We start from the raw sequence: 12,914 nt of genomic DNA, 5'->3' as shown, positions 1-12,914 counted from the left end.
CACCCACGGCGGATCCAGGGCTCGAGCCGGTGACCCGGTTAGAGGAGATGCCCGATGAGCTCCGCCGTTGAAAATCCAGCAACCGGCAATCCCGCCGACAGCCCCACCTCGGATGTCCCGGTCCTGCCTGAGACGATCGGCCACGACGCCACAGCGGCCGACGCGCGGGCCATCGCCGAAGCCGCCCGCGATACCAGCTGGGACCGGCCCAGTTTCGCCAAGGGACTGTACCTCGGCAGCTTTGACCTCAGCCTGATCCACCCCTGGCCGGAAGCCCCGGCGGACGACGTCGAACGCGGCGAAGCGTTCATTGCCCGCCTGACCGACTTCTGCCGCACCATGTCCGGGCGCACCATCGAACGCGATGCCCGGATCCCGGATGAATACCTCCGGGGGCTGGCCGAACTGGGGACCTTCGGCATGAAGATCCCCCGCGACTACGGCGGGCTGGGCCTCTCGCTGGTGTACTACGGACGGGCCCTGGCGCTGCTGGGTTCCGTCCATCCCAGCCTCGGCGCCCTGCTCTCCGCGCACCTGTCCATCGGCGTTCCCGAGCCCGTCAAGGTCTTCGGCACCCCCGCGCAAAAGCAGGAATACCTGCCGCGCTGCGCCGCGGGAGCCATCACCGCGTTCCTGCTGACCGAGCCCGACGTCGGCAGCGACCCCGCCCGGATGGGAGCGACTGCTGTCCCCTCCGACGACGGGGAGTCCTACATAATTGACGGCGTGAAACTCTGGACCACCAACGGCGTGATCGCCGAACTCGTGGTGGTCATGGCGGTGGTCCCCTCACGCACCGACGCTGACGGCACAATCCACAAGGGCGGCATCAGTGCCTTCGTCGTTGAGATGGACTCCCCCGGAATCACGGTGGAAAACCGCAACGCCTTCATGGGCCTGCGTGGCATCGAGAACGGCGTCACCCGCTTCCACCAGGTCCGGGTGCCCGCGGCCAACCGGCTGGGCCGCGAAGGCCAGGGCCTGAAGATCGCCCTCACCACGCTCAACACCGGCCGGCTCTCCATCCCCGGACTCTGCGTTGGCTCCGGGCGGTGGAGCCTGAAAATCGCCCGCGAATGGTCCAACGCCCGCACCCAGTGGGGCCGGCCCGTGGGCAAGCATGAGGCCGTGGGCAAGAAGATTGCCTTCATTGCGGCCAGCGCCTTCGCCCTGGACGCCGTGTTTGAGTTGTGTGCCGAAATGGCCGACGCCGGGCAGAAGGATGTGCGGATCGAGGCGGCCCTGGCGAAGCTGTGGTGCACCGAGATCAGCTGCCGGATCGCCGACGAGCTGGTGCAGATCCGCGGCGGCCGCGGCTTTGAAACCGCGGACTCGCTGGAGGCCCGCGGCGAGCGCGCCGTGCCGGCCGAGCAGCAGCTCCGCGACCTGCGGATCAACCGGATCTTCGAGGGATCCTCGGAAATCATGAAACTGCTGATCGCCCGTGAGGCCGTGGACGCGCATCTGGCAGCCGCCGGAGACCTTGCCTCCGAGGACGCCAGCCTGTCCGGCAAGGCCAAGGCCGCGGTCGGCGCTTCCGGCTTCTATGCGAAGTGGCTGCCGAAGCTCGTCGCCGGGGCAGGCATGGACCCGCGTTCCTACAGTGACTTCGGCCGGCTCGCCAAACAGCTGCGCTTCGTCGAGCGGTCCTCCCGGCGGCTGGCCCGGCAGACCTTCTATGGGATGGGGCGGTGGCAGGCAAAGCTCGAGCACAAACAGGCGTTCCTGGGCCGGATTGTGGACATCGGGGCCGAACTGTTTGCCATGGCCGCCTGCTGTTCCCGGGCAGAAATGCTGCTGCGGACCGAGCCGGAGAAGGGGGCTTCCGCCTACGAACTTGCCGAGGCATACTGCGAGCAGGCCCGCGTGCGGGTGGACGAGTACTTCGACCAGCTCTGGAGGAACACGGACGACGGCGACCGCGTGCTCGCCCGCAAGGTCCTCGCCGGCGACTACGAGTGGCTGGAAGCCGGAGTCCTGGACCAGTCCGAGGGCACCGGGCCCTGGATTGCCGATGCCAGCCCCCGAGCGTCGGTGAAGGCGAACCTGCACCGGAAGTACCGCTGAGCCGGCGCGTCACCCCGTTCCCGCCGCCCCACCATAAATGGTGAGCATCCCGGCTACCTCCGGCTGCCCGTGATTAGGTGGACCCGAGGCCTGCACACCGGTCTCCGCCTTGCCGTGCCCGGCCCAAACAATGAGCGCGGGTCATTCAGTGAAAGTGAGCAGTCCTCATGAGCAACCCAGCAGGCCCCGAAAACCGCACCTCCGGTCGCGCCCGCGACGAGGACGGGGCCGTCAACCAGGACCCCCGGATCCACGACGCCCGGCAGGACACCGCCCGCCTAGACACTGCCCCCACCAGCGACACCCGCGCCATCTCCACCAGCGCCGCTGCCGACGCGCCCACCCGGGCCCAGGCTGCGGTCCGCCCGGAACCGCCCCGCAGCCAGCCCGTCACCGCCGTGCGCCTTGACGAGCCCGCTCGTGCCACCCCCGCACGGGACACCGTGGTCGAAGAGGTTCCCACCCGTGAAACCGTGGTGGCCCGCGAACGGGAGCAGTTCGGCGGCATCCAGATCGGCTCCGCCTTCTTCGGCTGGCTCGCCGCCACCGGCATGGCGGTGCTGCTGACCGCGCTGGTCGCCGCCGCCGGCACCGCCGTCGGCCTCGCCACCAACACGGACGTCAACGCAACGGTCGCCTCAGGGAATGAAACTGTGGGACTCGTCGGCATCATCGTGCTGCTGGTGATCCTCTTCGTCTCCTACTACGCCGGCGGCTACGTCGCCGGCCGGATGGCCCGCTTCAACGGCGCCAAGCAGGGGTTCATGGTGTGGGTCTGGGCCCTCATCGCCGCCGTCGTCATCGCCGTCCTCGCCGTCGTGGCAGGCCAGCAGTACAACATCCTGGCCCAGCTCAACAGCTTCCCGCGCATCCCGGTCAACGAGGGCGAACTGACCACCACCAGCATCATCGCCGCCGTTGTGGTGGCCGCGGTGGCCCTGGTCGGCGCCGTCCTCGGCGGCACCGCCGGCATGCACTTCCACCGCAAGGTGGACCGCGCAGGGTTCGCCCCGGTGGACACCGTCCAGGAACGCTGATCCGGAAGTACACCGTCCGGACATGCCGGGCGCCGGGCAACGCTGCCCGGCGCCCGGCGGCCGTCTAAACGTCAGGTGCGCTGGCCGGCCGTTCAGCCGAACTCGACGGCGACGGCGGAAACGTAGTACCAGCGCCGGTCGACCCGCAGGAAGCGGCTCGTCTCATGGTGGACTCCACGCTCGCCGTCGTGCCGGAAATGGGCCTTGAACTCGACGGTCCCCTCGGTGTCCAGCGGACCGCCGCGCGTAGTGGACATGATGTCCAGCCGCCGCCACTGCAGGTCCGGATCCAGTTCAAGTTCGGCTGGCCGGGTCTCCGGGAGCCAGGTCCGCCGGAGGTAGCCGGCGTCGAGCAGGACGAAGGCGCTGTACCGGGAGCGCATCAGTTGTTCAGCGGTCGGGGCCTCCGCCTCGCCGCCGTGGAAGCGGCCGCAGCACGCGCCGTACTGTTCCCCGGAAAGGCAGGGGCAGTTGCCCCGGAACGGGGCCGGCTGGGCACAGGCTCCCGGAGGGGCGGCGGCTGGGGGCGTCACAATTGTCCTTTCCGGCGGCCGGATCACTCCGGCAGGGCTTCTTCCGACTATAGACGGGGCAGCCCGGGGCCGGCGCGGCGGAACCGGTAACAGCTGTGACACGTCTCCGCGAAGAAGCCGGATGGCTGCGTGTCCATGGAAAAAAGTCCGTATTGTTAAGGGGTGTTGTTGCCCGCCGGTCGTGGCGGGCAGAGTCGCGCCACGACCAGCCAGGAGAGGTGAAATGCAGGATCCGACAACGATCGCCCTCAACCTGACCTTCTTCGGGACCCTGGCCGTGGGGCTCGTCATGTTCTTCGGTCTTTTCCTTGTATTCGTGGCCACGCTGGTGGTTGCGGGCCTTGGCCGGCTGGCCGCCGTGACCATCATGGCTGTGGGACACGGGCTGTTCAGGACCGCCGGCCGAACCGCCGAAACCGTCCAGCGGGACCGCGCTGTCCGGACCCTCGGGACCACGCAACCGGCCCTGCCGGCGAAAGCTGCCCAACCGGCACAGGCCGCGAAGCCGGCCAAGACCGCCAGTAAGGAACCCTCCCTGGCACCGAATTGGACTGCCGCCGTCGCGCGGGCCGAGTCCCGCGCCGCCGCCCGGGTCAAGGCCGGGGCCGCCCCGGCGGTCAGGGTCTCGGTCCGCGACCTGCCCAGCCCCACGGCCCCGGCACGGGACGTGGCGGCCGTGGCGCCGCTCGTGGAGTCGGCCACGGACCGGAACGGCCAGCTTGGCACCGCCGCACCGGCTTTCAAGAAAGCCGCGATGCCCGCGGCGAAGTCCCTGCTGGACACAGGCTCCATGGCCTCCCTTCCCGGCCGGATTCCCCTGCCCCGGAAGCCTCTGGGCGGCCACCTGAACGAACAAGCACCCGAATCGCACGCCCGGGAGCGCAAAGCAGGCTGAGGCCTTACCCCCGGCAGTCAAGTCGGCTACGGTGAGACCCATGGAATTCAGATACCTCGGTAACAGCGGCTTCAAGATTTCGGAAATCACCTTCGGCAACTGGCTCACGCACGGCTCGCAGGTGGAGAACGAAGTCGCCACCCAGTGCGTCCGGGCAGCGCTCGACGCCGGCATCAGCACCTTCGACACCGCAGATGTCTACGCCAACACGGCCGCGGAGACCGTGCTCGGAAACGCCCTCCGGGATGAGCGGCGTGAATCGCTGGAAATCTTCACCAAGGTCTTCGGCCCCACCGGCCCCAAGGGCCACAACGATCTTGGGCTGTCCCGCAAGCACATACTGGAGGCCATCAACGGCTCCCTCACCCGGCTCCAGACGGACTACGTGGACCTCTACCAGGCCCACCGATACGACTACGGGACTCCCCTGGAAGAGACTATGCAGGCCTTCGCTGACATCGTGCGGCAGGGCAAGGCCCTCTATATCGGCGTCAGCGAGTGGACGGCCAGCCAGATCCGCGACGGCCACGCCCTGGCCACGGAACTCGGCTTCCAGCTGATCTCCAACCAGCCGCAGTACTCCATGCTGTGGCGGGTCATCGAGACCGAGGTCATCCCGACGTCCGAGGAACTGGGCCTCTCCCAGATCGTCTGGTCGCCAATGGCGCAGGGCGTGCTGAGCGGGAAATACCACCCGGGCAAGCCGGCCCCCGAGGGCAGCCGCGCCACGGATTCCAAGGGCGGCTCGAAGATGATCGAGCGCTGGATGTCCAACGAGGTCCTCACCGGCGTGCAGCAGCTCAAGCCCATTGCCGAAGAGGCCGGACTCACCATGGCCCAGCTGAGCATCGCGTGGGTGCTGCAGAACAAGAACGTGGCTTCCGCCATCATGGGCGCATCCCGGCCGGAGCAGATCGAAAAGAACGTCGCGGCCGCGGGCGTGAGGCTCGACACCGAAATCATGGCGAAAATCGACGCCGCGATCGGCTCGCTCGCCGAACGCGACCCGGCGCAGACCAAGTCGCCCGCGTCCCGGGAGGCTTAGGCCCATGACCGCCGCGCCAACGCTCGCCGTGGCCGGGTCGCACACAGTTTAACCGCCCCGGCGGGGCTGCTTAATCGCCCCGGCGGGGCTGCTGGGCTGACGGAATCGACGTGGCTTGACGGCTTCCGGGCTGCGGCGTAGACCTGACTGCAGGTGACACCGGTCCAAACCCGGGCTGGTCTGGAGCAGAATCGCGGTGCCATGCCAAAGCAGATGTCCCGACACTCGTCCATCCTGAAGACCCCGCGGCACGGCCGGAAGCTCACGGTGGACCCCGGCGAGCCGAGCCACGGCCCCCTCACAGGGGAGGAACTGCAGCTTGCCGTCCGGAACCATTCCATGCCGCTGGAGGCCCTGCGGAATGACACCACACCGCCGGGACTGCATTACCTGCTGAACCATTTTGACATCCCTTTCATCGATGCCGAGCAATGGCACCTGCGGATCGGCGGTGCCGTGCAGCGGTCTCTGGAGTTGAACCTCAAAGCCCTCCGCCGGTCGCCGCGGATCAGCATCCCCGTGACCTTGGAATGCGCCGGCAACGGCCGCTCGTTGTTGCGGCCCCGCCCGCTTAGCCAGCCCTGGCGGCTGGAGGCCGTCGGCACCGCCGTCTGGACCGGGGTTCCGCTCTCCTACCTGCTGGCCCAGGCGGGGGTGGAGGACGACGCCGTGGAGGTGGTGTTCACCGGCACCGACAGCGGCATCCAGGGTGGCGTCCGGCAAGAGTACGCCCGGAGCCTTCCGATTGCGGAGGCCCTGCGGCCCGACATCGTGCTGGCCTACCAGATGAACGGCAACGACCTGCCGCCGCAGCATGGCTACCCGCTGCGGCTGGTGGTCCCCGGCTGGTACGGCATGGCGAGTGTCAAGTGGGTCTCCTCGATCAAGGTGCTCACCAAGCCTTTCGACGGTTTCCAACAGGCGGTCGCGTACCGCTACCAGCAGGACGCTGACGACGCCGGCATCCCCGTCACCTGGATCAAGGTCCGCTCGCTGCTGGTCCCGCCGGGCGTCCCGGACTTCTTCACCCGGAGCCGGACCGTGCAGGCCGGGCCGGTGCTGCTGACCGGCCGGGCCTGGTCCGGGGAGGGTGCGGTGCAGCGCGTCGAGGTGGGGATCGACGGCAAATGGGCGCCGGCCCACCTGGAACATCCGGCAGGGCCCTTCGCTTGGTGCGCCTGGTCACTGCCCTGGATGGCGGACCCCGGCGACCACGAGTTGGCCTGCCGCGCCACGGACGCCACCGGCACCACCCAGCCGCTGGAGCAGGTCTGGAACTACCAGGGCATGGGCAACAACGTGGTGCAGCGGGTCAAGGTGACGGTGGAGTAGGCAGCCGTTCCCCTGCGTTGAAGGGCCTGGCCCTAGTAGTCCACGATCGCGCCGGAGGAGATGTTGACGGTGGCGTCGGTGATGGCCCCGGCCTTGTCCGAGGCCACAAAGCAGGCGACGTTTCCGACATCGGCCAGCGTTGCGGTGCGGTTCAGGTGGGCGGACTTGGAGATCTCCACAATCATTTCCTCGCGCCCCTCCGTCTGCCACGGGATCGTCTCGATGATGCCGCCGGAGACCATGGTGACCACCCGGATGCCGTGTTTGCCGAGTTCCAGGGCCCACTGCCGACGCAGCCCGTCCATCGCGTCCAGGGCCACCTTGAAACCGCCGACCCCGGGCGCGGTCTGGGGTCCGGAACCGCCGTACATCAGCACCACACCCGAGCGCTGCTTGATCATATGCGTCGCCGCGGCCCGGGTGGTGAGGAAATGGGTGCGGGTGGCCAGGCTGATGGGCTGGGTGAAATCGTTGACGTCAATGTCCATCAGCGGCTGCTGGATGTCGCCGAAGGAGATGACGTTGAAGGAGATGTCGATCCGTTTGTTCTTCTTGGCCACCCGGTCCACAAACGCGTCGACCTGCTCCTCGTCCAGGGCGTCGACGACGGAGGTTTCCGCCCGGCCGCCCTTCTCCTGGATGTCCCGGGCCGCCTTTTCCAGCGACGACTCGGTGCGGCCGGCGAGGTGGACGAAGGCACCCTCCGCTGCGAAGGCCCGGGCCACGGCTCCGCCGATGGAACCCCCCGCACCGTAGATCAGCGCGGTCTTGCCCTTCAGCAGTCCGCTTCCCTGCGCCTCGTTGTTCAGCATGGTCGCCTGCCTCCCGCGGTGGAGTGGTGAATTCCCTCAACTATGTTCCCGCCGGGGTCCGCTGGCAAGAGGGCAGATCGGTTTACGAGGCCAGGGTTCCGCGGACAATACTTACGCTGGAGTGCGCGGGATTGCCGTCAACCGGTTCGTCGGACACGTCAACGATCGGGTACGCGCCCAGATCCAGGCCTGCCGGCACGGCAAAAGTTCCGGACTCGGAGGTCATGACGCCCAGGCTCACCAGCCGGGACAGATCCGGCGCGATCAGCCAGACCTCCTGGTACCCGCGGGCCTCGTTCTTGTCGACCCGGACCTCCAGGGTGCGCTGCCCGTCCTTGGTCTCAACGACCTGGGCCGAGCCGGTGGCGGAATGCTGGTCCACGGGCGCAAGTTCGGCCAGGGCGAGCGGGGTCACCGCCGGCTGGTTCTGTTGCACGGACCAGAAGACCCCTGCCGCCAGCAGTGTTGTGGCCGCTGCGGCCGCCAGCCACACCCCGGGACGGCGGATCCACCCGGAGCCCCTGCCTGGTTCCCGCTTCCGGGTGGTCTTTTCCTCCCGGGACGGGAGCGGCGTCGGGGAGCCGGCCGGTGACGTCGGCGGCGGCTGTGTCTTTGTCTGTGTCTTTGTCTGTGTCTTTGTCTGTGTCTGTGTCTGTGCGTGTGTCTGTATCAGTGTCTGTGTCGGCGACGCTGCCGCTGGGGGGCAGCCCGACGATGCCGGGGATTCGAGCGGGTCAGCGGCGACGGCCGCGGAAAGCCCCAGGGTGCGGTGAATCCCTGCCCACACCAGCGGTCCCGGTGATTCCAGCGCGGTGGCGTCCGGTGGTCCGGGCTTCGCCGCCACGACGACGCGGCGGAGGCCTGCGTAGTCCGTTGCACAGCTGCCGCAGGAACGGAGGTGATCCGCGGCGTTGTCTCCGAGCTCTTCGCCGAGGGCCAGCAGACTCAGTGACTCCAGGTCAAGATGTTGCACGGTCTACCTCCAATCGGTTTCTGAGCTGGGACAGGCTGCGGCGGATGTGGCTTTTGACCGTACCAAGCGGCAGGTCCAGTTTCTGTGAAATCTGGGAATGCGTCAGGTCATCGTAGAAGGCGAGTTTGAGGATGGATCCCTGCGGCTCCCCCAACCTTTCCAGTTCCCCGTCCAGCAGCAGGCGGTCGGCCAGCACTTCGGCGGCTGCGTGCCCGGCCGCCCGTTCCGGGTCCGGAGAGAGCTCGACGGCGGCGAGCACCTTCCGGGTTTCCCGCATCGAGGCCGCCTGGGCGTCCGTGATCGCGTTCCGGGTGATCCCCACGATCCACGCCGGGAGCCGCGCTCTCGCCGGGTCGAACGCAGACCGCGAGCGCCACACCCGGATGAACACCTCCTGGGTGACGTCATCGGCGGCGGAGTTGTCGCGCAACGAGCGCAGCGCCAGCGTGTGCACCAGGGGGGCGAACTGCTGGTACGCCTCTGCCAGGGCTGTTTCGTCACCGGCGGCGAAAGAATCGTTGAGTCGCGCGTCCCAGACGGAAGAAGCGTCGGAAGGTGCCAATCCCGGCTCCTTCCCCCTGTTGGTGGCGACGATAAGCGCGGCATGCTGAATCATGCCGGCACCGCCGTGACTATCACATTGTCGCCGTAGTCCTGCTTTTCGTCCAGCCATCGGCCGCCGCAGGTCACCAGCTTCAGTTCGGGCGGGCCGTCGCGCCGGAAGATGGATGCGCCGTCAAACGCGTCCTTGGCCATGAGTTCCACCCCGGTCACCCGGAAAACCACGGATGCTGCCCCTTCGCGCTGCACCGTCACGAGAGTGCCCGGCGCGAGCGATTTGAGTTGGGAAAAGGGTGCCGAATCGGAGGTCGTGTCGACGTGCGCCGCGACCACCGCTGTGCCGGCGGCGGCTCCGGGGACCGGTCCGAAGCGGTACCAGCCGGCTTCGTTGAAAGGCTCCGGGATTTCCATGGCCCCGTCCGGGCTGACTCCGACCTCCACGATCGGCATGTTGATGGTGGTTCCCTCCACGGTGAGGAGGCGCGGGGCCGGGTCTTCAGGCGGCTGTGCCAGTGGGGCTGCGGGCCGGATCGGGATGGCTGGTCCCGGGACGGGGGCGGTCGTGGCCGGCGCCGGCGTCCGGGGCCCGGTGCCGGGTCCCCCGGGGGCAGTCGCGGCTGTCTCCGGGGCAATTTTCTCCGCTACCGAACTATCCGTGGACACGGGCTGCGGGGCGGCGGCTTCCCGGGGTGCGGCGCAACCCGCGATCAGCAGCGCCATCGTGACGGCGGCGGCTGCTATCCGTGCAGCGGAACCCTGCACGCTGGACCTCCATACGGCCGTCCGCAGACCAGGAGCCGGGCGCCGGGTGGCTTCCGCCGTCGTCGTGCCGTTCATGTCCGTCCTCCTGCCCTGTTGAAGCTCGTGGTCCGGCCGCCCGGCGGGTAGCCGGGCGGCCGGGGTAGCGGTTGCGGCCTAGCGGGTGCGGCGGAGCGCCGGCTGCTTGCGGGACACGGCGACCCCGCCGGCGAGCATCAGGAGGACCGCGGCACCGATGCCTATAGTGGCGGCTGTCTGACCGGCTGATGCGGCTCCGGCGTCAGCGGCGCCGGAGCGTGCGCCGGGAACGCCGGCGGGGGCGGAGTGCAGACCCTCAATGTTCTGCACGGCCAGCTGCAGGTTGTTGTCCGCGAGGCTGCCCCACGCGTACACCACCGTGTGGGTGCCTTCTGCGACCGTCACATCGGCCGGGCCGATGACCGGGGCCGTGGTGCCGGCGGCGGCCACCGCAACGGACAGGGTGCCGGGATCCAGCGTAAGCGTCTCCTCATTGGGGTTGGCCAGGCCGGAGATGACGGGAGCGCCGCCAGCGAGGATGTCTACGGCCGGCGCCGCTGCCGTATGGCGGACCGTGAGCTTGCCCTTGCCGGGATCGATCTGTGAGACGTCGTTCGTGAAGAAGTTGGCCGTCGGTTTGCCCGCCGCGTCGAGGTTGGCTACGGCCGTGTAGTTGCCGTTGGCGGCGAGGGTGACCGTGACCGGCCCGATTACGGGGGCGGAAGCGTCCGCGGCATCGGCGGCGGTGATGGCAAGGTCGTAGGACCCGGCCGGCAGAGCCAGCGGACCGGCCAGGGTGCCGGGGGCGAAGTCGTCAAGTGTGCGTTCGCCGTTGACATAGACGTCAACGGTCAGTCCCGGCACGCCGTGAAGTACGGAAAGCTGGGCGTCGGACTCGGCAGCCTGGGCTGGGCCGGCAAGGGTGAGAGCTGCCGCGATTGCGACGGCTCCTGCTGTGAAAAGGCTGGTACGCATTTGCATCTCCTTCAACGGCCCGCCAGGCGGGCGATTTTTGCTTACACCCCTACTACCGGCGCACGGGCCCGCTTGGATGCACGTGCATGTAGATATTTTTTTTGGGAGTGCACGCGGCGACGGTCGCAGGTCCGGCGCCTTAGGAGCACAGCGCAAGAAGCACAGCGAAGCGGCCGGGCGGCTCTGGTGAGCTGCCCGGCCGCGGGTGGAGATGTCCCGGCGAGAGTCCTAGGCGCGCGGCGGGCTGTCCACGCCTGCGGCGGCTTCCGGCCTGTCCGGGCCCGGCTGGCCTGTCCCACCCGGGCCTGGCTGGCCGTAGATGGGCGGGGCGGCGCCGGGACCGCCGGAAACCGGAGCGTACCCGGGTCCGGCCGGAGTCGCCGCAGGCGGAACCGCAGGGGCATCTCCCGGGTCCCGCGGCCCCATGTCCAGGTGGAACGGCGGGTATTCGTCGCGCATCAGGGAAACGTAGGCGACCACGCGGTAGATCCAGCGGTTCAGGCCCATCAGGAAGTCGAAGAGTCCCCGCGGGTACACGCCGGTGAACAACAGGATGACCCCGGCGATGAAGGCCAGCAGCCCGAACAGAGAGAGTCCCGTGCCCACCTGCACCCAGTTGCCGTCGCGGTTCACCCAGGTCTGGGTGGTCCCGGTCAGCAGCGCGATGATCAGCAGGTGCGGGATGGCGAGCAGCCAGGACTTCACGAGCACCAGGCCGCGGGAGAGCTTCTCCGGATAGTCGACGTCGAAGTCGGCCGGGTAGTCGGTGCGCTCCAAGGTGAAGGGCGGATAGATGTCCGTGCCGAGCGCCCCGTACGAGTAGTAAGCCACGCGCCAGCTCCAGCGGAGTACCCCGACGTTGAAGTTGAACAGCGATCGCGGGTAGCGCCCGGTGAAGAGGATCGCGAACCACGCCACGATGGTGACCACGCCGAAGGCAAACCAGAAGAAGAAGAGAACGATGAAGTGCGGGATCGCCAGGAGCCACTTAAACAGCCACTTCCAGCGGGACAGGTTCGGGTCCAGATAGCCGCTGAGCCGGGCCGGATAGACGACGCCGGTACCCGGGGGGGCGCCCGAAACAGCGCCCGGCACCGCACCTGGCACCGCGCCCGGCGCATAGAGCCGGGGTGCGGAGGCTGCGGACGAGGGCTGCAACTGGCCGGGTCGGGGCTGCGGCTGGCCGGGATGGGGAGGTCCTCCCTTGCCGCGGCCCAGCCCTGCGGCCCCAAGCACGATCAGGGGAACGCCAATGAGCAGGAACACTATTCCGCCGGCAAGCAGCCCGACAAAGACGGGCCACAGCAGGTTGGACCGGGCTCCGGCTTTCATGTCCACGACCACCGGGGCACTGGCATCGGCGTTCATGATCACCACAGCCCAGCTGCCGGACCGCAGGTTCCATTCGAGCTGCTGCTCCCCCGTGCCGCTGGCCGACGCGGCCCAAAACCCCTGGTCCGCTGGCCTCGCCGGGACCTGGGTGCCGGCCACGTCCCGGTAGTCCACCCGGAAGGGGTTGAACCGCACCTCGGTGATCTCTGAGTGGCTGATGCCGTTCAGATAGGCCTCCACGTCGCTCCGCGGCCCGATGCCGATGAAGATTTCCTTGCCGGCAGCCGCCGATCCGCCCAGCATGACACTTCCCGCCACGCCGACCGGGGCCGTGTCCGGCACCCCCTCGTCGGCCATGATGTCCAGGCGCGGTGTCGTCAGGGCATAGGAGTTCGTGGCATAACGTTCCGATGGTGTGGTGAAGTAGCCGTTGTCGCGTTGCAGGTAGTTGGCGAACCCTGCGGCGCCGGCAACGGCCAGCAGCCCCAGTCCGAGAAGAGCGCTGAGCGTGCCCAGCACCAGCATGACTATCCGGCCTGGTCGCATGGCCGCCGTCCTTTCAGATGACTTAGATC

The 12,914-nt window shown here is 68.4% G+C and carries 12 protein-coding genes; 5 read left to right on the top strand and 7 right to left on the bottom strand.

What is annotated here, in order from left to right; translation table 11 throughout:
* Nucleotides 1-54: 54 nt before the first annotated feature.
* Nucleotides 55-2,067: an acyl-CoA dehydrogenase family protein gene (locus ACZYX4_RS02960; RefSeq protein ID WP_463873554.1), complete on the top strand. Its 2,013-nt coding sequence runs from the start codon at nt 55-57 to the stop codon at nt 2,065-2,067.
* Nucleotides 2,068-2,234: 167 nt separating this feature from the next.
* Nucleotides 2,235-3,104: a TIGR04086 family membrane protein gene (locus ACZYX4_RS02955; RefSeq protein ID WP_463873552.1), complete on the top strand. Its 870-nt coding sequence runs from the start codon at nt 2,235-2,237 to the stop codon at nt 3,102-3,104.
* A 92-nt stretch (nt 3,105-3,196) separates the two neighbouring features.
* Here the strand turns inward: ACZYX4_RS02955 and ACZYX4_RS02950 are convergent, their stop codons facing one another.
* Nucleotides 3,197-3,637, bottom strand: coding sequence for a YchJ family protein (locus ACZYX4_RS02950; protein ID WP_463873551.1), 441 nt, complete (start codon nt 3,635-3,637; stop codon nt 3,197-3,199).
* 223 nt (nt 3,638-3,860) lie between these two features.
* Here ACZYX4_RS02950 and ACZYX4_RS02945 point away from each other — a divergent pair, with 223 nt between their 5' ends.
* The 3 genes from ACZYX4_RS02945 to ACZYX4_RS02935 all read left to right on the top strand — a co-directional run bounded on the left by ACZYX4_RS02945 (nt 3,861) and on the right by ACZYX4_RS02935 (nt 6,909).
* A complete protein-coding gene (locus tag ACZYX4_RS02945; protein ID WP_463873550.1) occupies nt 3,861-4,532 on the top strand; it encodes a hypothetical protein in 672 nt (223 codons plus the stop codon).
* A gap of 40 nt (nt 4,533-4,572) precedes the next feature.
* Nucleotides 4,573-5,577, top strand: a complete 1,005-nt coding sequence (locus tag ACZYX4_RS02940; RefSeq protein ID WP_463873548.1) for an aldo/keto reductase family protein — start codon at nt 4,573-4,575, stop codon at nt 5,575-5,577.
* A gap of 213 nt (nt 5,578-5,790) precedes the next feature.
* Nucleotides 5,791-6,909, top strand: coding sequence for a sulfite oxidase (locus ACZYX4_RS02935; protein WP_463873589.1), 1,119 nt, complete (start codon nt 5,791-5,793; stop codon nt 6,907-6,909).
* 32 nt (nt 6,910-6,941) lie between these two features.
* On the opposite strand, the gene ACZYX4_RS02930 is transcribed toward ACZYX4_RS02935, so the two are convergent.
* From ACZYX4_RS02930 to ACZYX4_RS02905, 6 genes are all read right to left on the bottom strand, one after another.
* Complete coding sequence (locus ACZYX4_RS02930; RefSeq protein WP_463873547.1) at nt 6,942-7,721, bottom strand: SDR family NAD(P)-dependent oxidoreductase; 780 nt, start codon at nt 7,719-7,721, stop codon at nt 6,942-6,944.
* Nucleotides 7,722-7,803: 82 nt separating this feature from the next.
* Nucleotides 7,804-8,214, bottom strand: a complete 411-nt coding sequence (locus ACZYX4_RS02925; RefSeq protein WP_463873588.1) for an anti-sigma factor — start codon at nt 8,212-8,214, stop codon at nt 7,804-7,806.
* A gap of 466 nt (nt 8,215-8,680) precedes the next feature.
* A complete protein-coding gene (locus ACZYX4_RS02920) occupies nt 8,681-9,310 on the bottom strand; it encodes an RNA polymerase sigma factor (protein ID WP_463873546.1) in 630 nt (209 codons plus the stop codon).
* Nucleotides 9,307-10,092, bottom strand: a complete 786-nt coding sequence (locus ACZYX4_RS02915; RefSeq protein WP_463873544.1) for a class F sortase — start codon at nt 10,090-10,092, stop codon at nt 9,307-9,309. The genes ACZYX4_RS02920 and ACZYX4_RS02915 overlap by 4 nt, the downstream gene beginning before the upstream one ends.
* A 78-nt stretch (nt 10,093-10,170) precedes the next feature.
* Nucleotides 10,171-11,007: a DUF4397 domain-containing protein gene (locus tag ACZYX4_RS02910; RefSeq protein ID WP_463873543.1), complete on the bottom strand. Its 837-nt coding sequence runs from the start codon at nt 11,005-11,007 to the stop codon at nt 10,171-10,173.
* Between the two features lie 228 nt (nt 11,008-11,235).
* Nucleotides 11,236-12,885, bottom strand: coding sequence for a DUF4389 domain-containing protein (locus ACZYX4_RS02905; RefSeq protein ID WP_463873540.1), 1,650 nt, complete (start codon nt 12,883-12,885; stop codon nt 11,236-11,238).
* Nucleotides 12,886-12,914 lie beyond the last annotated feature (29 nt).

It is taken from the genome of Pseudarthrobacter leeuwenhoeki, assembly GCF_055412885.1.
This window is presented reverse-complemented; position numbering and strand designations above follow the sequence as displayed.

Excerpts from the sequence above, each read along its gene's own strand:
- ACZYX4_RS02960 (WP_463873554.1), top strand. The coding sequence starts at position 55 with ATGAGCTCCGCCGTTGAAAATCCAGCAACCGGCAATCCCGCCGACAGC.
- ACZYX4_RS02955 (WP_463873552.1), top strand. The coding sequence starts at position 2,235 with ATGAGCAACCCAGCAGGCCCCGAAAACCGCACCTCCGGTCGCGCCCGC.
- ACZYX4_RS02945 (WP_463873550.1), top strand. The coding sequence starts at position 3,861 with ATGCAGGATCCGACAACGATCGCCCTCAACCTGACCTTCTTCGGGACC.
- ACZYX4_RS02940 (WP_463873548.1), top strand. The coding sequence starts at position 4,573 with ATGGAATTCAGATACCTCGGTAACAGCGGCTTCAAGATTTCGGAAATC.
- ACZYX4_RS02935 (WP_463873589.1), top strand. The coding sequence starts at position 5,791 with ATGTCCCGACACTCGTCCATCCTGAAGACCCCGCGGCACGGCCGGAAG.
- ACZYX4_RS02930 (WP_463873547.1), bottom strand. The coding sequence starts at position 7,721 with ATGCTGAACAACGAGGCGCAGGGAAGCGGACTGCTGAAGGGCAAGACC.
- ACZYX4_RS02920 (WP_463873546.1), bottom strand. The coding sequence starts at position 9,310 with ATGATTCAGCATGCCGCGCTTATCGTCGCCACCAACAGGGGGAAGGAG.
- ACZYX4_RS02915 (WP_463873544.1), bottom strand. The coding sequence starts at position 10,092 with ATGAACGGCACGACGACGGCGGAAGCCACCCGGCGCCCGGCTCCTGGT.
- ACZYX4_RS02910 (WP_463873543.1), bottom strand. The coding sequence starts at position 11,007 with ATGCGTACCAGCCTTTTCACAGCAGGAGCCGTCGCAATCGCGGCAGCT.
- ACZYX4_RS02905 (WP_463873540.1), bottom strand. The coding sequence starts at position 12,885 with ATGCGACCAGGCCGGATAGTCATGCTGGTGCTGGGCACGCTCAGCGCT.